This is a genomic window from Pseudochrobactrum sp. B5, assembly GCF_001939785.1.
Taxonomy (GTDB): domain Bacteria; phylum Pseudomonadota; class Alphaproteobacteria; order Rhizobiales; family Rhizobiaceae; genus Pseudochrobactrum; species Pseudochrobactrum saccharolyticum.
In genome coordinates this window covers 184186-204422 of record NZ_MOYL01000005.1, presented here as the reverse complement: position 1 = coordinate 204422, position 20237 = coordinate 184186, and the positions used below count along the sequence as shown (strand labels likewise).

Here is a 20237-nt window from a genome sequence, read left to right as displayed (position 1 = left end):
ATTGTGCGGATGAAATGCAGATACAAAAAAACCCGCTTGCGCGGGTGTTTTTGTTAAAGACCTTGGTAGTAGTCTTTATATGGTGCCCAGAAGAGGACTCGAACCTCCACGCCCTTGCGAGCGCCAGCACCTGAAGCTGGTGCGTCTACCAATTCCGCCATCTGGGCGTTGAGTGACCGTTTAAAGGGCAGAGTGATTCATGTCAACGGCATTTCATCGAAAATTGCAGAAAATTTGTATTTTTTTGAAGTTTTTTTGTTTTTTCGTCTCAGGATGGAAAATAAAATCATTTCAACACCTTAGACGTGTGTTGTTTTCCACATTATGCAAAGAAAAAAGCCGGACACATGGATGTATCCGGCTTTGAATCACTCTGAGCGAATGGCTCTGATTATGCGCTCAGCACTTTCTTGGAAGCGATCGTGCTGTCTGCATTCAGTTCATAAATGATCGGTACGCCGGTATTCAGCTCCTGCGCAATGATTTCATCGCTGGTCAGGCCTTCCAGAGCCATAATCAGAGCACGCAGGGAATTGCCGTGAGCGGCAACCAGCACTTTTTCACCGCGCAATACATGCGGCTGGATTGTGTGCAGATAATAAGGCCAGACGCGTGCGCCGGTATCGCGCAGGCTTTCACCGCCCGGAGGCGGCACATCATAGGAACGGCGCCAGACGTGAACCTGTTCTTCACCCCATTTGGCGCGGGCATCATCCTTGTTGAGGCCGGAAAGATCACCATAGTCGCGCTCGTTCAGCGCAACATTGCGGATGGTCTGCAAATCAGACTGACCAAGCTGGTCGAGAATATGCTGGCAGGTGATCTGTGCACGGGACAGATCGGATGTGTAAGCAATATCAAATTTCAGACCGGCATCTTTCAGGCGCTGGCCTGCGGCTTTGGCTTCTGCATGACCCTGTTCGGTCAGGGACGGATCGCGCCAGCCAGTAAACAGGTTTTTCAGATTCCATTCGCTTTGGCCGTGGCGGACAAGAACAAGGGTGCGGGACATAAGTTTATCTCCGGTTAGATAGACAAATAAAAACTGGGTCAGAGGCCGAGAACGTCACGCATTGAATAAAGACCCGGTTTTTTGCCGTGCCCCCATAATGCCGCTGCTACCGCACCTTGTGCGAAAACGGAGCGGTCCTGTGCCTGATGGGATAAAGTGATGCGTTCTGAAAGACCGGCAAAAATCACAGAATGATCCCCGACAACAGAACCGCCGCGCAAAGAAGCGAAACCGATTGTGCCGTCTTCGCGTGCGCCGGTATGGCCGTCGCGCACACGAACACTGTGATCTTTCAGTGTAATGCCGCGGCCATCTGCTGCCGCTTCACCAAGGAGCAGGGCAGTGCCGGAAGGGGCATCGACTTTATGCTTGTGATGCATTTCGAAGATTTCAATATCGAAAGCGGAAGGGCTGAGCGCACGTGCGGCCTGTTCCACCAAAGCAGACAGGAGATTGACGCCGAGGCTCATATTGCCGGATTTGATGATTGTCGCATGACGGGCGGCGGCGCGGATCTTTTCTTCATCATCCTCTGAGCAGCCTGTGGTGCCGATCACATGGACAATGCGTGCCTGCGCGGCAAGTGCTGCATAGGTCAGCGTCGAAGCGGGTGTGGTGAAATCCAGCACGCCTTGCGCCTCTGCAAAAACCGGCAGCGGATCGGCAGAGATGAGGACACCGTTTTTACCGCAGCCTGCTATTTCACCGGCATCCTGTCCGATCAGCGGCGAGCCTTCACGCACAATCGCGCCTGAAAGAACAGTCTCCGGATTTTCCGCAATGGCACGAATGAGTGCTTTTCCCATACGCCCGCCTGCGCCGGTGACAACAAGGCGCATCGGGGACGAAGAAGTCTGCATGGCTGAAACAGTTGAGGTCATGACTTATCCGATCAGGGTTTCATTCTCAGGTGCGGATTGCAGCTGGTAGAAGCGGGCGTAAATCCCGTTCTCAATGGAGATGAGATCGGTATGGCGGCCTTCTTCAACAATATTACCCGCTTCCATAACGATGATTTTATCCGCACTGACCACAGTGGAAAGCCGATGGGCAATCACAATCGTGGTGCGGTCCTTCATGATGGTTTCCAGAGCCTGCTGCACCCGTTTTTCAGAATCATTGTCGAGGGCGGATGTGGCTTCATCGAGCAGCAGGATCGGTGCATTGCGCACGATTGCACGGGCAATGGAAAGGCGCTGGCGCTGACCGCCGGAAAGTGTCACACCGTTTTCACCGACAGGACTGTCATAGCCCTGCGGTTGACGGATAATGAATTCATGGGCATTGGCGAGTTTCGCCGCCTCAATGATTTCTTCTTCTGTCGCATCGGGGCGGCCATAGCGGATATTATCAGCAATGGTGCCTTCAAACAGGTATGGCTGTTGCGAAACATAGGCGATGGAATGGCGCAGTGAATTGACAGTCACACCGGCAATATCCTGATCGTCAATGAGAATACGCCCGTCATTGACATCATAGAAACGCTGGATCAGCGCAATCAATGTGGACTTACCCGCTCCGGACGCACCGACAATGGCCGTTGTTTCTCCGGCTTTTGCGATAAAGCTGACGCCTTTGAGAACCTGCTGATGCTCAGGTGTGCCCTGCGCATGATAGGCAAATTGGACATCTTCAAAACGGACAGTTCCGTTCTGCACTTTTAGTTCAACAGCATCGGGGCGATCGCTTTGTGCCGGTTGCAGATCAAGAATTTCATAGATCATACGGGCATTGACGAGCGCACGTTCCAGACTGACCTGCAGACGCGCAAGGCGGCGCGCAGGGTCATAGGCCAGCATCATCGAAGTGATGAAGGCGAACATTGTGCCGGGTGGCTGCTGCTCAGCGATGGCGCGGTAACCGGCATAAGCAATGACGGAAGCGATAGCGATACCGGCGAGAATCTCGGAAATCGGAGTTACACGCTCGGAAACGCTGGCAATTTTGTTGGAACGGGTTTCAGCCAGTTCGATCAGCCCGTTGATTTTACCGCGCAACTGATCTTCCATCGTGAAAGCTTTCACAATGGCGATACCCTGTGTGGTTTCCTGCATGGCGCCGAGCAGATGGGAGTTCAGATGCACAACCTCGCGCGTGACCGTGCGGATGCGGCGTGACACATAGGTCACGGTCAGAATCAGCGGCGGTGCGATCAGCAACGAATAAAGCGATAAATACGGTTCCTGATAGACCATGATACAGATCAGGCCGACCAGCATCACCGCATCACGCGCCAGCGATGTGATTGTCATATTCATCAGATCGCGCATACCGCCGATATTCTGATTGATCTGCGCTGCCAGATGACCGGAGCGGTGATCATTATAGAAATTCAACCCCAGCTTCATCAGATGCGCGAAGACACGTTTCTGATAGATCGCGGCCAGATTGTTACCGATCTTGGCCAGTTGTACCGCCTGAATATAGCTGCCCAATCCGCGCAAAACAAAAGCGAGCAGGATAGAACCGGCAATATAGGCGATCAGATCGGCGCGCTGCTTGTAGAAAATGTCATTAATGACATCGCGCATAATATAGCCGACAAAAACGGTAGCGCCGGAAATCATCAGGGAGCCGGCAATGGCTTTGGCATAGGATAATTTATGATCGGAAAAATTTTCAGAAAGCACACGACGGATCATCTGTGTGGTCTCTGCGGGATCAATCTTTTTTTTCTTTTTAAATAAAGTCACGGTCAGGGAAAATCCTGCTGCTGGTTATCTGTAAGCATCGGCAGGGTTTGTTGCGCCTGTCGTCATTCCTTTTCTATAAAGCTGTATAAAGCATTTGACCATGCTCTTTGCGCGAAAGCATGGTCAATAAGGTTTATGACTTATTATTGGGCGGCTGTGTTAATGCGGCCACTAAAGAATCCAGAGCGAACACCGTGATCTAATCTGAATACAAACCGCTCTGGAAATTAGCGCCAGCGGCGGCCATCTGTGTGAATGTCAAAACGGGCAGGGGTGCGTGCATAGGCAGAAAGCCCTGCAATAGCTGCCAGCGGATGGGTGATGACATAGACAGGAATGGATTTGAGGATCAGCTGATGCGGTGCTTTATCTTCAAAAGCTGCGCGGAAACTGCCGGTGCGCAAGGCGGAAATAATGCGCTGCGGAATGCCCCCTGATAGATAAACGCCGCCATGTGCCATGAAAATCAGGGCAAGATCACCGGCGAGACGGCCGAGATAGATCACGAAAAGCTCTAAAGTCTCAACAGCCTGTGCATTGCTTTTGTCCAGCGCCGCATCGGTAATTTCAGCCGGTGTAACGAGGGACGGCTTTACACCATCGGCCTGACAGATTGCCTTGTAAATATGCTGCAAGCCACGTCCGCAAAGCAGCTGCTCTGCAGAAACACGACCGTCAATCTTTTCAATAAACGGAAAAATCTGCAGATCACGCTCAGAGCGCGGGCCAAAATCCACATGGCCGCCTTCACCCGGAACCGGAACCCATGTCTGGCGCGAGCGGATCAGACCTGCAACACCAAGTCCTGTGCCGGGACCCAGAACCACACGTTTGCCGTTAGGATGAGCGGCTGCACCGCCGATATTTTCCAGATGGTGATCGTCGAGGGAGACAACAGCCAGTGCCTGTGCTTCAAAATCATTGAGGACAGTGATGTCCTGCAGGTTGAAGCGCTCCATCATCTGGCGCGGCTTCACAACCCACTGGCAATTGGTGAGCGGAATTTCATCGCCTTCGACAGGACCGGCAATGGCAATCACTGCCGAGCGCGGCTGGATGGATGTGTGATCCAGAACGACAGTCTGGATTGCATCTTCCAGCGTTGCGAAATCTTTGGTCAGCAGAACCGGAAATTCTTTTGGCTCAGCGTAGGAATCAACCAGAATAGCAAAGCGGGCATTGGTGCCGCCGATATCACCGATAAGGACAGGAAAAACAAAGTTCGGATCGATATTAGGCATTGTTAATACTGCTTCTCACTCTGAATGTTTGTTTTATTGTTGCAGAGAAAGAGCCAAGCGATGATTGCTGTCTGCTCTGCCTCTAAATCGTTTTAATTCTATATCGGATGCGCCGGTTGAAGAAAAGCGCAATAGTGTGACAGATTTTGCGATTACGGTTTCTGCGCGGGCAATGGCACAAATGCCGGTGCCTGTTCCGGTGCAAAGGCACTGGCATTGCCGCCTTTCTTCAGGCCAAAAGTCACGTCTTGTACAGAAGCCGGAGCCGGTGCATTCAACAGGGATGCGCAGGCCTGCGGCAGTTGCGAGACCATCATGATCTTTGGCGGTTTTGGTTTCTCACCGGGTTTGGCAGGTTTTGCCGGTTTCCACGGCTCGTCAGTAAACCACCAGTCGAGGGATTTGCCGCAACCGTCATCTTTGCCGGTTGGTTCCTGCGGTTTGCAATCCGGTGATCCGGCCTGACAGCGCAGGCGCACATGAAAATGATAATGGTGCCCCCAGTAAGGGCGCACTTTAGCCAGCCAGCTGCGGTCACCGGTTACGGTTTCACAGAGTTGTTTTTTAATGCCGGGATGCACAAAAAGCCGCTCTACTTCCGGATAGCCGGCCGCATGCTTGAGCAGTGCCGTGCGTGACGGCGTCCATTTGTTCTGATCCACATAGAGCGAATTTGCTTTGAGCATGGAAACCGCGCTCACATCCTCACGCTCCTGATTGGTGAAGCGGCGGTTTGGCATCGGCGTCAGCCAGATATCGGCATCCAGACCGACCTGATGGGAAGCATGGCCGGTGAGCATAGGGCCGCCGCGTGGCTGGGAAATGTCCCCGACCAGCAAGCCGTTCCAGCCGGTTTTAGCACTATCGCGGGAGAGTTTCTCCAGAAGCGCAATCAGGTTCGGATGACCCCAGTTGCGGTTGCGGGACAGACGCATAACCTGCCAGTTTGGCCCGTCAACCGGCAATGCAACCGCACCGCTGATGCAGCCTTTGGAATAGAAACCGTAGGATTCCGGTGCAGTGACTGACGGTAGTTTAACCGAGCCAAAAGCCTGTTTGGCCGGTGCATCAGCCTGTGCGGAAAATAATGCACTGCCTGAAATGGCAACAGCCAGTCCAACTCTTAAAAACAATGCGGATAATATACGGGGGCGAAACGTCATCAGAACAGGTTCCGGTCATTTATAAATTCGCGGACAGCATCGACTGAGTTGCCTTGGCTGACAAGCGTAAAAATATCACAGTCGCGGCGGGTTCAGAGCCCTTCGCCGCTTTGCAGAAGTTTTTTCAACCCTGTCCGATAATCCGGATAAAGCAACTGATAGCCGGTTGCTTTCAATGCGGCATTGGAAGCCCGTTTGCATTCCTGATAAAAAGAGCGCGCCATCGGAGAAAGCTCAGCCGTTTCATAATCGACGGCCGGAGGCGGGGTGACACCCAATAATTCTGCGGCATAGGAGATGATTTCATGTGCCGGTGCCGGTTCATCATCGGCAAGATTATAAATGCCACCCTGATTGTTCAGCGCCAGATGTGCCAATGCACCGCCAATGTCTTCCACATGAATACGGTTGAAAACATGGTCTTTTTTAATCAGGCGATGGGCGCGACCTTGTTTGATATTGGCCAGAGCATTGCGTGCCTGCCCCTGAAAAGACGGGCCGTAAATTCCGGCAATCCGTAATATGGCACAGGCGATATCTGTGCCTTCTACCTGCGCCAGCCATTCCTTTTCGGCGGTCACACGGGCGGCAGAGCGGGCAGAAAGCGGTTTTAACTCCGATGTTTCATCCACCCATGCGCCCTGATAATCGCCGTAAACACCGATGGTGGACAGATAGCTGATGAAACGCGCATTCGGCGCGTGATAGGGCAGGCCTTCCGGCATCAGCCGCAGGATCGAGTCTGTTTCATCCGCGCTGCCGGTTAATGGCGCGACAGACGAGACGATATGGGTTGCCTGTTGCAATTCATCGCGCAATGCTGCGCTGAGGCCTTGTTCCGCATCAAAGAAAACAGGTGTGATACCGTTTTTGCGTAAAATTTCTGCCTGTTCCGGACGGCGGACAGTTCCGGTGATTGAGCTGATTTTTGCTGCCGGATTTTGCTTGAGTGCTTCGATAAAATAATGAGCGGAATAGCCGGAGCCGAACAGAAAAATATGCATTATTTGTTTCTCTCAATTTGCACTGCGGCAGTCAGCCATTCTTCGATCACTTCCGCGTCTTGTTCAAGGGGAAGATGCTGGTTTTTCTGATGCAGAAATTGCTGCACATCAGCCAGTTGAGATAGTGCCCAGACAGCAGCCCCGCGGGTTACCGGTGCGGGATCACTCAGTAATTGCTCAACAATTGGGAGATAGGCCGGATTATCTGAATTTCCGACTGCAATCAGCACGTTACGGATAAAGCGGTCACGCCCGATCCGCTTGACCGGCGAGCCGCTGAAGAGAGAGCGGAAGGCGGGATCATCGAGTTGCAGCAGAGTATCAAGAGCCGGTTCTTTCAGCTCCTCCCGTGCCTGTAATTTGGCCTCTCTGGAGATCTGCGCGAATTTGTTCCACGGACAGGCCGACAGACAGTCATCACAACCATAGATACGGTTGCCCATCATGGTGCGAAATTCGTGCGGGATAGGGCCTTTATTCTCGATGGTGAGATAGGAAATACAGCGCCGCGCATCAATCTGATAGGGGGCAGGAAAGGCATCTGTCGGGCAGGCATCAAGACAGGCGCGGCATTTGCCGCAACTGTCTTTACCTGCGGTATCGGGTTCCAGATCCGCAGTGGTAAAAATCGAGCCGAGAAACAGCCATGAGCCATATTCGCGGCTCACCATATTGGTATGTTTCCCCTGCCAGCCCATACCTGCGGAAACTGCCAGCGGCTTTTCCATCACCGGAGCCGTATCGACAAAGACTTTCACCTCATGGCCGGTTCGTGCCGCAAAGCGGCTGGCCATATGTTTGAGTTTGCCTTTGATAATATCGTGATAATCGCGGTTCTGCGCATAGACCGAGATCGCCCCGCAGTCTTTTTTGCTTTGCAGAGTGCGCGGGTCGTGGTCAGGGCCGTAATTCATCGCCAGCATGACGATGGAGCGTACTTCATGCCAAAGCTCAGACGGGTTCGAACGCCTGTCAGCTGTTTCTTCCAGCCATTCCATGGAACCATGGCGGCCGTGATCCAGAAAATAGCGCAACCGCTGCGGTGCCTGCGGAATGGCGTCCGGCGTCGTAATCGCCACAACGTCAAAACCGACCGCTGCGGCTTCTTCCATTAAGAAGCGCTTTAGACGGACAGCAGGAGGCTCATCGCTTTTCGGCAGAGGTTTCTTTGGTGCGCGATCAGAAGTCGAGGTCGCCATAATGGGATGCCGGAAAAATGCCGCGCACACGATCAGCGAGAAGCGGACGGAAAGAAGGACGGGATTTCATGCGCGCATACCATTCGCGGGTAGCGCGGTGTTCTGCCCACTCAATCTCCCCCAGATAATCGAGAATGGAAATACCGGCAGCCGCTGCCATATCGGCATAGCTTGGCGTATCACCGGCCAGCCAGTTGCGGGTCGCGGCCAGCCAGTCTGTATAGCGCAGATGCTGGCGGATATTGGCACGGGCTGCACGGATTGCTGTGGAATCCGGCGCGGATGAGCCCATTTCCTGCGACATCTGCAATTTGAACACGCGTTCACGGGCAAGATGACGGGTGACTTCATTTTCAAATTTAATCAAAAACCAGTCGACGAGACGGCGCACTTCAGCGCGCTCCATCGGGGTTTCCGGCAGCAGACGGCGATTGCGCTTCAGTGCGCCTCGGGTTTCATCCATATATTCGGCAATCACTGTGGCACCGACAACCGGCCAGTCATTTTCGGCCAGCAAAACCGGCAAAGTTCCGGCAGGATTGAGTGCCAGAAACTCTTTTCTGCGTGACCACGGACGTTCCTCAATCATTTCCGCTTCCACGCCATATTCATTGAGAATCAGACGGACATAACGGGAGGTTGTAGACATCGGATGGTGAAACAGCGTGAGCATGTGGTTCGATAGTACTTTCAGGTGTGGCTTGGAAGCGGCATGGTCTGGGACATTGCCACCGGTGAGCCGGTAATCGGACTGAATAATCTGCCAGCTTGTAGCCGATCTGCAAAAGAGTCAGACCTTACAGAAGGTTCCGGTCCGGCAGAGGGTTAAGCCTGAGCGGCAGATGAGGGGTTAGATTAAAACATCAGACGCAATAAAAATGCGGTTGTAGAGCATTTTGCGTAATTATACAGGCTTCCTATAAATAATTGGTTAGGACGGGTGAGTTACATAAAGATGCATTGCATTTTGAGTAAAAACATTTCAACAGGCTGAATTTAAGGCAGGGCGATTGTTTTTCTGCTCATGTTCAGCTTGCTGACAGGATGTCTGCATAAATCAGATGTTTAAAGCCTGTCAGAACCGGCAGCAATTTTTATATAACGCAGACAAAGGTATTCAGCATTATGGACGCATGGGCAATATTCGAGGCTGCGATTCTCGGTCTTCTGGAAGGTCTGACCGAGTTTCTGCCGGTTTCGTCTACAGGCCATCTTTTGCTGGCAGGACATTTTCTTGGCTTTGAATCAACCGGCCGCACTTTTGAGGTGCTGATTCAGCTTGGAGCTATTCTCGCAATCTTAAGTGTGTATTTCGGACGTTTGTGGAAGCTGCTGACTGATCTGCCTCGGGATGCGGGTGCAAGGCGCTTCGCAACCGGAATCATATTGGCCTTTTTACCGGCGGCCGTGATCGGCGCAATGGCACATAGCTATATCAAGCAGGTTTTGTTTGAAACGCCGGTGCTGGTCTGTTCGATGCTGATTGTCGGCGGGTTTGTTCTTCTGTGGGTGGATCGTCTGCCGCTGCGTCCGCGCTATAATGATGTGACGCAATATCCGCTGAAAATGTGCTTCATGATCGGTCTTGTGCAGTGTCTGGCAATGATTCCGGGGGTGTCCCGCTCCGGTTCGACCATTGTCGGTGCTTTGTTGATGGGCTCGGATAAGCGTTCCGCAGCGGAATTTTCTTTCTTTCTGGCAATGCCGACAATGGCCGGTGCCTTTGCCTATGATCTTTATAAAAATCATGCGCTGCTTTCGACTAATGATATGGCGCAGATTGGTATCGGCTTTGTTGCGGCTTTCATCTCCGGTGTGATTGTTGTGCGTTATTTGCTGGATTATGTATCCCGTCACGGTTTTGCATTATTTGCCTGGTGGCGACTGATCGTCGGCTCTGCCGGTTTGGCCGCGTTGATGGTCTGGGGTTAAACTTCAAATATCAGAAACAGAAAAGGCCCCGCGAGGGGCCTTTATTTTATTCAATTTATGAATGGCTTAGCGGGCAAGGCTTGCCTTGTCATACTGACCCAGCACACGGTAGCGCCAGAGATAGGATGGCAGGATTGCATCAATTGCCTGCGGCTTGATGCCCAGACCTTCCAGTGTCAGATCGGCATCTGCAGCTTCCTGTGAAACCACATTATTGCTCTTCAGCAATTTAACATGGTCGCTGGTCAGCGGCGGGTTTGGCAGCAGGCCGAGAATTTTGCCCTGCAGACTGGCAACCCACCAAGGCAGGTTGATGAAAGCGCGCTTGCGGCCGATCACTTCCAGCGAAATTTCCATACAACGACGCAGGGTCAGCACTTCCGCACCACCCAGCTCATAGGCTTTGCCTGCCTGCAATTTGCCTTCAACTGCACGGGCAATGACTTCTGCCACGTCGCCGACATAAACCGGCTGGAACTGGGTCTTGCCGCCGCCGATCAGAGGCATGAACGGAGAGAAACGGGACATGCTGGCGAATTTGTTGAAGAACTGGTCTTCAGGGCCGAAAATCACGCTCGGGCGCAGAATAACTGCATCCGGCTTTACGCTCAGTACCTGACGTTCTGCTTCGGCTTTGGTGCGGGCATATTCGGATGCACTTTTCAGATCTGCTCCGAGTGCCGACATATGCAGCAGTGGCAGACCGGCAGCGGCAGCAACCTCAGCCACATGTTTTGCACCGATGGCATGAACAGTGTTGAAACGCTGTTTGCCGCCTTCAGCCAGAATACCAACCAGATTAACAACATAATCCGCGCCTTTGACGGCACGTTCAATTGACCAGCGATGGCGGATATTGGCCTGAACCAGCTGGATCTGACCGATATTGCCAAGCGGCTGCATGTAACAAGCAACTTCCGGTTTGCGCACGGCAACGCGCACACGGTAACCGCGCCGTGCCAGTGCATCAACAACATGACGCCCTACAAAACCTGAACCACCGAAAACTGTAACCAGCTTTGGTGTTGTGCGGTGATTAAGCGTTTGCGTGTCCATGACCTGTCTCCTGCGCCGGTCCTATTGCGGCATGATAACTGCTAGCGATGTGTCCATCTCTATGCAGTGAACTTTCCAGTGCTGCCCCGCGATGTCTTGCGCGTTCTGCCAGCTTTGGGGTCACGCTTTACTGGTTTTTTGCCGTTTCGCAAAGGGGACATAATGCACCATACCCCGAAAGATTACACTTTAAGCTTTGTTTTGCCCCGATTTGCATGAATCCCCTTTGCCTTTGCGCAAATCTGCTGCTAAATCGCGCGCATGAGCACACCACTTGACCATATCCGGAATTTTTCCATCGTCGCCCATATTGATCATGGGAAGTCGACACTTGCCGACCGTTTGATTCAAGCAACCGGCGGCCTTGATAATCGTGAAATGAAAGAGCAGGTGCTCGACTCGATGGATATCGAGCGCGAGCGCGGCATCACGATCAAGGCGCAGACCGTTCGCCTGAATTATCGTGCGAAAAACGGTGAGGACTATGTTCTCAACCTGATCGACACCCCGGGGCACGTTGACTTTGCCTATGAAGTTTCCCGCTCGCTGGCGGCCTGTGAAGGTTCGCTGCTGGTGGTAGATGCTTCTCAGGGCGTGGAAGCGCAGACGCTGGCCAATGTTTATCAGGCGATCGACAATAATCATGATCTGGTTGTTGTGCTGAACAAGATTGATCTGCCTGCGGCTGATCCTGAGCGCGTGAAAGAACAGGTTGAAGATGTGATCGGTATCGATGCATCGGATGCTGTGGAAATCTCCGCGAAAAGCGGTCTGGGTATTCCGGATGTGCTGGAAGCGATTGTTGAGCGCCTGCCGCCGCCAAAAGAAGGCGACCGTGATGCACCGCTCAAAGCCATGCTGGTGGATAGCTGGTATGACACCTATCTAGGCGTGATCGTGCTGGTTCGCATCATCGACGGTGTGCTGAAAAAAGGCCAGACCATCCGCATGATGGGCACAGGTGCCAAATATCCGGTGGAACGCGTTGGCGTATTCACACCGAAAATGGTGGCTGTTGAAGATCTGGGGCCGGGTGAGCTTGGCTTTATCACTGCTTCGATCAAGGAAGTGGCAGATACCCGCGTCGGTGATACGATCACCGAGGATAAGCGTCCGACAACAACCATGCTGCCGGGTTTCAAACCTGCGCAGCCGGTGGTTTTCTGCGGTCTGTTCCCTGTAGATGCGGCTGATTTTGAAGATTTGCGTGCTGCCATGGGTAAGCTGCGTCTCAATGATGCGAGCTTCTCCTTTGAAATGGAAACATCGGCTGCTCTGGGCTTTGGTTTCCGTTGCGGTTTCCTCGGGCTGTTGCATCTTGAAATCATTCAGGAACGTCTTTCCCGCGAATTTGATCTTGATCTGATCGCTACCGCACCTTCCGTTGTCTATCGCATGAATATGCTCGATGGTTCGGTGAAGGAGCTGCACAATCCGGCGGATATGCCGGATGTGGTGAAAATCACGTCCATTGAAGAGCCGTGGATTAAAGCGACGATTCTGACGCCGGATGATTATCTCGGTTCGATCCTGAAACTCTGTCAGGAACGCCGCGGTATTCAGGTCGATCTGTCTTATGTCGGCCCGCGTGCGATGGTGACCTATGAACTGCCGCTCAACGAAGTGGTGTTCGATTTCTACGATCGCCTGAAGTCGATTTCCAAAGGTTATGCATCTTTCGATTATAATCTGTCGGAATATAAAGAAGGTGATCTGGTGAAGATGTCGATCCTCGTCAATGACGAGCCGGTTGATGCGCTCTCCATGCTGGTACACCGTTCTGCCGCTGAAAAACGTGGCCGCGTGCTGTGTGAGAAGCTGAAAGACCTGATCCCGCAGCATATGTTCAAAATTCCGATTCAGGCGGCAATTGGCGGACGTATTGTTGCGCGTGAGACGATCTCGGCTCTGCGCAAGGACGTGACGGCGAAATGTTACGGTGGTGACGTTTCGCGTAAGCGCAAACTTCTGGAAAAGCAGAAGGAAGGTAAAAAGCGCATGCGTCAGTTCGGTAAGGTGGAAATTCCGCAGGAAGCCTTTATTCAGGCGCTTAAAATGGGTGATGAATAATCACTTCAGAGATTTCGAGCAGACCCGCCTTCAGGCGGGTTTGTTTTAGAGCATTTCCAGCAAAAGTGGGAACCGGTTTTGCGTAGGAAAATGCGTAAAACAAAAGAGTAGAGTGGTTCTAACGATTCAATATGAACGGGAAAGCTCTACTTAATATAGGATATTTCGATATGACTGCTAAACCACGTATTACCATTGAATATTGTATCCAGTGTAACTGGATGCTCCGTGCTGCATGGGCGGCTCAGGAATTGTTGCAGGCATTCGGTGATGAAGTCGGTGAGATCGCACTTATTCCGGGTGGCGACGGCAATTACATCATTCGCCTGAATGATAAGGTGGTCTGGGATCGCAAGAGCGAAAACGGCTTTCCGGAAAGTGATGCGCTGGTTGCCCGTATTCGTGAGACAATGAAGGGTTGATCAGGCTCTGGCCTTTATAGTAAGAAATAAAGATGTAAATATTTGATTTTTATCGTAAAAATGAAAGCCGGATGCCGCGTGCGTCCGGCTTTTTTATTTGGCGGGCAAAGTGTTGCGGGCATAATGTGAGGCAGAGATTCCGCTGCGGCTTTCCGGTTTCGAGGCGGATATATGTGAACTGAACAGGCGCGGATTGCCGGTTTCGTCTTTATTTATTATGGCGCAGATAGCTTAAATAGTTAATTTTATTGCATAAAATAAGGTTTTAGCAGGCGGTGAACTGGTGTTATGATCTGTTTTGCAAAGGTTTATAATCCCGTTTTCAGAGATAGATTCCGCGAGATTGCCCCCTATAAAAAGCGTGGTGCAGAAGGGGCACCGTTCTGCGGTAAAGACTGTTGCTGAGGCGCTTTTTTCTGCTCGTGATTATCCGGATTATCGCCCAGTTCCAATGCCTCAATCTTCGCGCCGCGGCGGGTGACTTTGGAAGATGAAATCAGAATATCGTCAATGTCGCGGCTGGCCTGAGAAAAATGCGTTTGTAATTTGCGCACACGCTCATCAAGGCGCGATACATCATCCATCAGCCGCACAACTTCTCCCTGAATGAGATGCGCCTGTTCCCGCATCCGCGCATCTTTGAGCACAGACTGGATGACCTGAATGGAGAGCATCAGCAGGGAAGGCGAGACGATAACGACGCGGGAACGATGTGCCCGCTGAATAATCACCTCAAAATTTTCGTGAATTTCCGCAAAGATCGATTCTGACGGCACAAACAGAAAAGCCGTATCCTGTGTTTCTCCGCTGATGAAATATTTGGCGGCAATATCGCGGATATGAACTTCTATATCACGGCGAAAAAGCTGCTCATAATGACGTTTGGCTTCCGGTGTCTCAGAGGCCTTCAATGCATTCCAGCTTTCCAGCGGGAATTTGGCATCGACCACCAGTGAGGCTGTGCCGTTGGGCATCCGCACCAGACAATCAGGGCGCATGCCATTGGAGAGTGTAGCCTGAAATTCATAGGCACCCATTGGCAGACCGTCGGCAATGATTGCTTCCATCCGCGACTGGCCGAAAGCGCCGCGTGTTTGTTTATTGGCGAGGATGGCCTGCAACTGCACTACCTGACCGGCGAGAGACTGGATATTGTTCTGGGCGGTGTCGATCACCGCCAGCCGCTCCTGCAACTTGCTTAAGTTTTCATGAGTTGAACGGGTCTGTTCATTGATGCTGCGGCCAAGATGACTGGTCATGCCGTCGAGCCGGTCGCGGATGGATTTGTTGAGTTCTGCCTGTCTGGCGCCGAAAAGTTCAGCCATTGTCTGCATCCGGCCCTGCATCTCTGCCTGACTTTTCAGGATCGACTGCATTTGCATTTCTGCCTCGCGCGCCCGCTCTTCCGACTGGAATTGTGCATGCAACATCGTTCTGCTGTTACGGCCGGACAGCCAGAACAGCAGGAGGATGATGAGCAGTACAAAACCGCCCGCCGCCAGCAAAAGCTGAGCGGGGCTGAGGCCGAGAGCACCTGCAAAGGATGCCGGTATTTCTGAAGCAGATAATGTTTCCATAGATAAAGATTACACGATTCGCGGCAAATATAAGAATAAAACGTGAACAAATTTTTATTCATCTCATGTAATTTATTGACGGCGGAGTGCTGAGAGATTAGATCGGACATCATTCCGATTGTGCCTGCCTGCGCGGGTGTCAGATATTTTCAATCATTTGCAACACCGGATCACTGTGATGACCATTAAGCCGATTATTTTTATTCCTGATCCGGTCTTGCGTCAGGTTTCCAAACCCGTTGAGCGTTTCGATGCGGATTTGCGTAAATTTTCTGATGATATGTTTGCCACGATGTATGATGCGCCGGGTATTGGTCTGGCTGCAATTCAGGTGGCTGAGCCGATCCGTATGGTGGTGATTGATTTGGCAAAAGAGGGCGACGCCCCTGCGCCGCATGTTTTTATCAATCCGGTGATTGTTGAGCGCTCGGATGAGCCGAGCAGCTATGAAGAGGGTTGCCTCTCGATCCCTGATTATTATGCGGAAGTGGAACGCCCTGCGAGTGTGCGCGTGACCTATCAGGATCTGGACGGTAAACCGCAGGAAATCAAAGCAGAGGGCCTGATGGCTACCTGTCTGCAGCATGAGATTGACCATCTGGATGGCGTGCTTTTTATCGACCATATTTCCAAGCTCAAGCGGGATATGGTGATCAAGAAATTCAAAAAACTGGCCAAGACCCATGTGCCGGCTTCAGGTAAAAAAATCTGAAATACAAGCTGAATTACGGTCAGGTCAGAGAGTGTAGGTAGGATAGTCTATGTCGTTACGTATTGTGTTTATGGGCACGCCGGAATTTTCTGTTCCGGTGATGACAGCGCTGATCGGACAGGGCTATGAAATTGTGGCTGTTTATAGCCAGCCGCCGCGTCCGGCCGGTCGTCGTGGTCTGGAACTGACAAAATCGCCGGTGCATGAAAAAGCGGAAGAATTCGGTATTCCTGTTTTCACCCCGAAAAGCCTGAAAAGCGAAGAAGAGCAGCAGATTTTCCGTGATCTGAATGCGGATGTCGCTGTGGTTGTTGCCTATGGCATGTTGCTGCCAAAGGCTATTCTCGAAGCGCCTGCACTTGGCTGCTATAATGGTCACGCTTCGCTGCTACCGCGCTGGCGTGGTGCTGCGCCGATCCAGCGCGCGATTATGGCAGGCGATGCCGAGACCGGTATGATGATTATGAAAATGGATGAGGGGCTGGATACCGGTCCTGTCGCCATGGTCGAGAAAATTACCATCACTCCGAATATGACCTGCGGTGAATTGCATGATCGTTTGAGCATTACCGGTGCCGATCTGATGGTGCGTGCTATGGCTGCACTGGAGCGTGACAGCCTGAAGCTCAACCCGCAGTCAGAAGATGGCGTGACCTATGCCTCCAAGATTGAAAAATCCGAAGCGCGTATCGACTGGTCGCAACCTGCACAGGCCGTGCATAACCGTATCCGTGGCCTGAGCCCGTTTCCGGGGGCATGGTGCGAGATGGAAATCAATGGTCAGCTTGAACGCGTGAAAGTGCTGCGCTCGGTGATCGCTGATGGCGCTGGCAAAGCCGGTGAGGTGCTGGAAGGTCAGCTGGTGATTGCCTGTGGTGAGGGTGCAATTGCGCTGACGCTGGTGCAAAAAGCGGGTGGCAAGGCTGTCAGCGCTGCAGAATTCTGCAATGGCGTTAAGCTCGCAACCGGTACAATTCTGCCATGAGTCATTCTCCCGTCAAGCAGCCGGATATCCGCCCTGTCAGAGAGCGAGATCGCTCAACGATTGATGGTGTGATTGCCGCTGCTTTTGACGGGACTGATGAGGTAGCACTGGTGCGCAAGCTGGCCGCTGATGGTGACATTGTGCTGGAGCTGGTTGCGGAAATTGCCGGTCAAATTGCCGGACATATTCTGTTTTCCAGATTATGGGTCGAACAGTCCGGCAATCGTCTGGCTGCTGTTGCTTTGGCACCGCTTGCTGTGTCACCGGAAATGCAGCGGACGGGGCTGGGCAGTACACTGGTTGAAGCTGCGCACAAGCTGCTGGTTCAGCAAGGTGAGGTTCTGAGCATTGTCTTAGGCGATCCGGCCTATTACGGGCGCTTCGGTTACAGCGTTGCCGATGCTGCCGGACTTGAGAGTGTTTATCCGGCTCAATATTTGCAGGCAAAGCACCTCACGAACACAGCCACTCTTGCGCCTTTGCAAGGTAAACTGATTTATGCTTCTGCATTCGGAGAAAATTGAGTGCCGCGTTATCGCCTGACAGTTGAATATGATGGTTCACCCTATGCCGGATGGCAGCGGCAGGATAATGCGCCGACGGTGCAGGGGGCTATTGAAGCCGCGATTTTCAAATTCTGCGGTGACAGCAATTCAATCGGGGCTGCAGGGCGTACCGATGCCGGCGTTCATGCTTTTCAACAGACAGCCCATGTTGATCTGACCAAAGATTGGGGCGCATCCAAAGTGCGCGATGCCGTCAATGCCTATCTGGCACTGGATAAAGAGAGCGTCTTTCTGATTAATGTCGAGAAAGTGCCGGATCATTTTGATGCGCGTTTCAGTGCGCTGGGACGGCATTATATTTACCGCATTATCAATCGTCGCACACCTTTGGCGTTGGAAGCCAGCCGTGCCTGGTGGGTAGCGAAAAAGCTGGATACGGATGCCATGCACAAGGCCGCACAATTGCTTGTCGGCCTGCATGATTTTACGACATTCCGCTCTACACAATGCCAGTCCAAAAGCCCTGTTAAAACGCTTGATCTTCTGGATGTTCAGCGCCATGGCGAGTTGATTGAGGTGCGGGCATCTGCGCGGTCTTTCCTGCATAATCAGGTGCGGTCTCTGGTTGGCAGTATTTCTGAAGTGGGGACAGGCCGCTGGACCAATGATGATCTGGTGGCGGCACTGGAAGCGCGTGACCGTAAAGCCTGCGGTGTCGTGGCACCTGCCCATGGCCTCTATATGATCGGTGCGGATTATCCGCTGATTTTATAGAGCAGGCATAAAACCTGCCAGATTTTGCAGTATGATTGTCAGCATAATACTGCCCAACACTACAGAAATGAAAAATGGCGCGGCGAAACTATGTGGCCGTTGCAATGCTGCACGGGTGAGCCTGTAGCTCAGCACCAATGTCGCCAGAAACAGCCCGAAACCGATGCCTGCGAAGACCGGAGACAAATCCGGCAGCAGCAGATTGAGGAATGAAAGCGGGGCATAAATCCACGCAAATAACGCGGTGGTCCAGTTGGTAGCGACTACATAGGTAGAAAAACGGCGTTCAAGGCCAAGGCTGCGGCTGAGAAAGCCGATAATCAGCAGCGGTAACAGCCAGACAATCATATCAATAGCGCCGAGCTTGACCGTATTGATAAGGCGCAATGCTGTAGCGTCGCTGCCTTCTGTTCCTTCTGTAAGGCGGGCTGCGATTTCGACCCAACCGATCAGCATTGGCGGCAGAGAAATCAGGATTGCATAAAAAGACCGCCAGAAACCGTCTGCATCCGTATTCAGATCATTCAATGCTTCCGGATGGCCGGTCATGGTGCGCCAGACTGCGGAGAAATAATACTGAATCTCTTCAAAACTGGGCATGGGCAACCTGTATAAGTGACGACGAAAGAGGTGCCTGTGTTTTCACGACAGGCACCCGAAGTAAAATGACTCAGGCGAAAAAGCCCTCAAGGAATTTTTCGTAAATTGCGGTGAGATTTTCAAGGTCTTGCAGTGACGTCCGCTCATTGGCCATATGCATGGTCTGGCCGACAAGACCGAATTCCACCACAGGACAATAATCTTTAATGAAACGGGCATCAGATGTGCCACCGGATGTGGAAAGTGTGGCCTGTTTGCCGGTCACTGCTTTGATCGCATCGTTCAGAGAGTCAATCAGCTTGTCATTGCGGGTCAGAAATACATGGCTCGGGCGTTCGCTCCACTGTAACTCATAGTGAAGTGGCACCGATTTATCCTGCCGGAACGGATTGTCCTGTGCAGCATCGCTCAGACGACGTGTAACTTCGTCTTGCAGAGTATCGGCTGTCCATGTGTCATTGAAGCGGATATTGAATGAGGCGATTGCTTTTGCCGGAATGACATTAGTTGCCGGATTGCCGACATCAATCGAAGTGATTTCCAGATTTGTGGCCTGAAAATTCTCTGTACCCTGATCATAGGCCGGTATCAGCAGGCTGTTCAGCAGAGCCATAATACCGCGCACCGGATTATCCGCATTATGCGGATAAGCCACGTGCCCCTGCGTACCATGCACTGTTACCGTGCCGGTGACAGAGCCACGGCGGCCGATTTTAATTGTTTCACCCAAGCGGTCAGGATTGGTTGGCTCGCCAACCAATGAAGCATCCCAGCTTTCGCCTTTAGCTTTTGCCCAATGCAGTAATTTATCTGTGCCGTTGATTGCAGGGCCTTCTTCGTCGCCGGTAATCAGGAAAGAAATATTCGGCTTGCGATCCGGAAATTTTTTCAGATAGCGGGCGGTTGCGGCAACAAAACAGGCAATGCCACCCTTCATATCGACTGCGCCACGACCATAGAGTTCACCATTCTCAATAACGGCTGCAAAAGGCGGGTGCTTCCAGAGCGAGAGATCACCGGTCGGCACGACATCGGTATGGCCAGCAAACATCAGATGCGGGCCTGTGCCTTTGAGGCGTGCATAGAGATTTTCTATGTCCGGCGTGCCTTCTTCGGTGAAGACAGGACGCTCGATTTTGAAGCCGAGCGGTTCCAGCATTGCCTGCAGCGTTGTGAGAGCTCCGCCTTCTGCCGGTGTAACTGACGGGCAGCGGATAAGAGCAGCGAGATTTTCAGCGGGATCAAATGTGGTCATCATGCACAAGGCTTAGCAGATGCCGCAAGCTGGCGC

General features: G+C 52.2%; 19 protein-coding genes and 1 tRNA gene. 7 read left to right on the top strand and 13 right to left on the bottom strand.

Annotation, left to right across the window (positions count from 1 at the left end; genetic code table 11):
- Positions 1-80: 80 nt before the first annotated feature.
- The 9 genes from BKD14_RS15150 to BKD14_RS15110 form a co-directional block, all read right to left on the bottom strand.
- Positions 81-167 (bottom strand) — tRNA-Leu (locus BKD14_RS15150).
- A 224-nt stretch (positions 168-391) separates the two neighbouring features.
- On the bottom strand, positions 392-1012 hold the full coding sequence (locus tag BKD14_RS15145) for a 2,3-bisphosphoglycerate-dependent phosphoglycerate mutase (RefSeq protein WP_022712454.1): 621 nt from the start codon (positions 1010-1012) through the stop codon (positions 392-394).
- Positions 1013-1050: 38 nt separating this feature from the next.
- Positions 1051-1893: a 4-hydroxy-tetrahydrodipicolinate reductase gene (dapB, locus tag BKD14_RS15140; RefSeq protein WP_075657067.1), complete on the bottom strand. Its 843-nt coding sequence runs from the start codon at positions 1891-1893 to the stop codon at positions 1051-1053.
- Positions 1894-1896: 3 nt separating this feature from the next.
- Positions 1897-3705 carry an ABC transporter ATP-binding protein gene (locus BKD14_RS15135; protein ID WP_075657066.1) on the bottom strand — a complete coding sequence of 603 codons (1809 nt, stop codon included), beginning with the start codon at positions 3703-3705 and terminating at the stop codon, positions 1897-1899.
- Between the two features lie 227 nt (positions 3706-3932).
- Positions 3933-4946: a glucokinase gene (locus BKD14_RS15130; RefSeq protein WP_022712457.1), complete on the bottom strand. Its 1014-nt coding sequence runs from the start codon at positions 4944-4946 to the stop codon at positions 3933-3935.
- A 152-nt stretch (positions 4947-5098) separates the two neighbouring features.
- On the bottom strand, positions 5099-6109 hold the full coding sequence (mepA, locus tag BKD14_RS15125) for a penicillin-insensitive murein endopeptidase (RefSeq protein ID WP_075657065.1): 1011 nt from the start codon (positions 6107-6109) through the stop codon (positions 5099-5101).
- A 92-nt stretch (positions 6110-6201) separates the two neighbouring features.
- Complete coding sequence (locus BKD14_RS15120; RefSeq protein WP_075657064.1) at positions 6202-7113, bottom strand: NAD-dependent epimerase/dehydratase family protein; 912 nt, start codon at positions 7111-7113, stop codon at positions 6202-6204.
- Positions 7113-8312: a tRNA epoxyqueuosine(34) reductase QueG gene (gene queG, locus BKD14_RS15115; protein ID WP_075657063.1), complete on the bottom strand. Its 1200-nt coding sequence runs from the start codon at positions 8310-8312 to the stop codon at positions 7113-7115. The genes BKD14_RS15120 and queG overlap by 1 nt, the downstream gene beginning before the upstream one ends.
- On the bottom strand, positions 8293-8985 hold the full coding sequence (locus BKD14_RS15110) for a glutathione S-transferase family protein (RefSeq protein ID WP_075657062.1): 693 nt from the start codon (positions 8983-8985) through the stop codon (positions 8293-8295). Before BKD14_RS15110 ends, queG begins: the two co-directional genes overlap by 20 nt.
- Positions 8986-9437: 452 nt before the next feature.
- Here BKD14_RS15110 and BKD14_RS15105 point away from each other — a divergent pair, with 452 nt between their 5' ends.
- A complete protein-coding gene (locus BKD14_RS15105) occupies positions 9438-10244 on the top strand; it encodes an undecaprenyl-diphosphate phosphatase (protein WP_022712464.1) in 807 nt (268 codons plus the stop codon).
- A 66-nt stretch (positions 10245-10310) separates the two neighbouring features.
- Here the strand turns inward: BKD14_RS15105 and BKD14_RS15100 are convergent, their stop codons facing one another.
- A complete protein-coding gene (locus BKD14_RS15100; RefSeq protein WP_075657061.1) occupies positions 10311-11300 on the bottom strand; it encodes a complex I NDUFA9 subunit family protein in 990 nt (329 codons plus the stop codon).
- A 261-nt stretch (positions 11301-11561) separates the two neighbouring features.
- Between BKD14_RS15100 and lepA the strand changes: the two genes are divergently transcribed.
- Both lepA and BKD14_RS15090 read left to right on the top strand, forming a co-directional pair.
- Positions 11562-13370, top strand: coding sequence for a translation elongation factor 4 (lepA, locus tag BKD14_RS15095; RefSeq protein ID WP_022712466.1), 1809 nt, complete (start codon positions 11562-11564; stop codon positions 13368-13370).
- 170 nt (positions 13371-13540) lie between these two features.
- Entirely contained in the window at positions 13541-13792 is a 252-nt protein-coding gene (locus BKD14_RS15090) for a SelT/SelW/SelH family protein (RefSeq protein ID WP_075657060.1), read from the top strand.
- Between the two features lie 350 nt (positions 13793-14142).
- Here BKD14_RS15090 and rmuC read toward each other — a convergent pair whose 3' ends face one another.
- Complete coding sequence (gene rmuC / locus BKD14_RS15085; RefSeq protein ID WP_083647191.1) at positions 14143-15369, bottom strand: DNA recombination protein RmuC; 1227 nt, start codon at positions 15367-15369, stop codon at positions 14143-14145.
- Between the two features lie 178 nt (positions 15370-15547).
- Here rmuC and def point away from each other — a divergent pair, with 178 nt between their 5' ends.
- The 4 genes from def to truA are packed head-to-tail and all read left to right on the top strand — an operon-like array spanning position 15548 to position 18346.
- Entirely contained in the window at positions 15548-16081 is a 534-nt protein-coding gene (gene def, locus BKD14_RS15080; protein WP_075657059.1) for a peptide deformylase, read from the top strand.
- A gap of 49 nt (positions 16082-16130) precedes the next feature.
- The gene (gene fmt, locus BKD14_RS15075) at positions 16131-17066 is read left to right on the top strand and encodes a methionyl-tRNA formyltransferase (protein ID WP_075657058.1); all 936 of its coding nucleotides are present in this window, start codon (positions 16131-16133) and stop codon (positions 17064-17066) included.
- Positions 17063-17590, top strand: coding sequence for an N-acetyltransferase (locus BKD14_RS15070; protein WP_075657057.1), 528 nt, complete (start codon positions 17063-17065; stop codon positions 17588-17590). The genes fmt and BKD14_RS15070 overlap by 4 nt, the downstream gene beginning before the upstream one ends.
- Positions 17591-18346, top strand: a complete 756-nt coding sequence (gene truA / locus BKD14_RS15065; protein ID WP_075657056.1) for a tRNA pseudouridine(38-40) synthase TruA — start codon at positions 17591-17593, stop codon at positions 18344-18346.
- Here truA and BKD14_RS15060 read toward each other — a convergent pair.
- A complete protein-coding gene (locus BKD14_RS15060; protein ID WP_075657055.1) occupies positions 18341-18946 on the bottom strand; it encodes a hypothetical protein in 606 nt (201 codons plus the stop codon). The two genes, truA and BKD14_RS15060, sit on opposite strands and share 6 nt — an antisense overlap.
- A gap of 70 nt (positions 18947-19016) precedes the next feature.
- Positions 19017-20201, bottom strand: coding sequence for a succinyl-diaminopimelate desuccinylase (dapE, locus tag BKD14_RS15055; protein WP_175576123.1), 1185 nt, complete (start codon positions 20199-20201; stop codon positions 19017-19019).
- Positions 20202-20237: the final 36 nt, after the last annotated feature.

What these genes read in the sequence shown, in the direction of transcription:
- BKD14_RS15145 (WP_022712454.1), bottom strand. Translation starts at nt 1,012, where the DNA reads ATGTCCCGCACCCTTGTTCTTGTCCGCCACGGCCAAAGCGAATGGAAT.
- dapB (WP_075657067.1), bottom strand. Translation starts at nt 1,893, where the DNA reads ATGACCTCAACTGTTTCAGCCATGCAGACTTCTTCGTCCCCGATGCGC.
- BKD14_RS15130 (WP_022712457.1), bottom strand. Translation starts at nt 4,946, where the DNA reads ATGCCTAATATCGATCCGAACTTTGTTTTTCCTGTCCTTATCGGTGAT.
- mepA (WP_075657065.1), bottom strand. Translation starts at nt 6,109, where the DNA reads ATGACGTTTCGCCCCCGTATATTATCCGCATTGTTTTTAAGAGTTGGA.
- BKD14_RS15120 (WP_075657064.1), bottom strand. Translation starts at nt 7,113, where the DNA reads ATGCATATTTTTCTGTTCGGCTCCGGCTATTCCGCTCATTATTTTATC.
- queG (WP_075657063.1), bottom strand. Translation starts at nt 8,312, where the DNA reads ATGGCGACCTCGACTTCTGATCGCGCACCAAAGAAACCTCTGCCGAAA.
- BKD14_RS15110 (WP_075657062.1), bottom strand. Translation starts at nt 8,985, where the DNA reads ATGCTCACGCTGTTTCACCATCCGATGTCTACAACCTCCCGTTATGTC.
- BKD14_RS15105 (WP_022712464.1), top strand. Translation starts at nt 9,438, where the DNA reads ATGGACGCATGGGCAATATTCGAGGCTGCGATTCTCGGTCTTCTGGAA.
- BKD14_RS15100 (WP_075657061.1), bottom strand. Translation starts at nt 11,300, where the DNA reads ATGGACACGCAAACGCTTAATCACCGCACAACACCAAAGCTGGTTACA.
- lepA (WP_022712466.1), top strand. Translation starts at nt 11,562, where the DNA reads ATGAGCACACCACTTGACCATATCCGGAATTTTTCCATCGTCGCCCAT.
- BKD14_RS15090 (WP_075657060.1), top strand. Translation starts at nt 13,541, where the DNA reads ATGACTGCTAAACCACGTATTACCATTGAATATTGTATCCAGTGTAAC.
- rmuC (WP_083647191.1), bottom strand. Translation starts at nt 15,369, where the DNA reads ATGGAAACATTATCTGCTTCAGAAATACCGGCATCCTTTGCAGGTGCT.
- def (WP_075657059.1), top strand. Translation starts at nt 15,548, where the DNA reads ATGACCATTAAGCCGATTATTTTTATTCCTGATCCGGTCTTGCGTCAG.
- fmt (WP_075657058.1), top strand. Translation starts at nt 16,131, where the DNA reads ATGTCGTTACGTATTGTGTTTATGGGCACGCCGGAATTTTCTGTTCCG.
- BKD14_RS15070 (WP_075657057.1), top strand. Translation starts at nt 17,063, where the DNA reads ATGAGTCATTCTCCCGTCAAGCAGCCGGATATCCGCCCTGTCAGAGAG.
- BKD14_RS15060 (WP_075657055.1), bottom strand. Translation starts at nt 18,946, where the DNA reads ATGCCCAGTTTTGAAGAGATTCAGTATTATTTCTCCGCAGTCTGGCGC.
- dapE (WP_175576123.1), bottom strand. Translation starts at nt 20,201, where the DNA reads ATGACCACATTTGATCCCGCTGAAAATCTCGCTGCTCTTATCCGCTGC.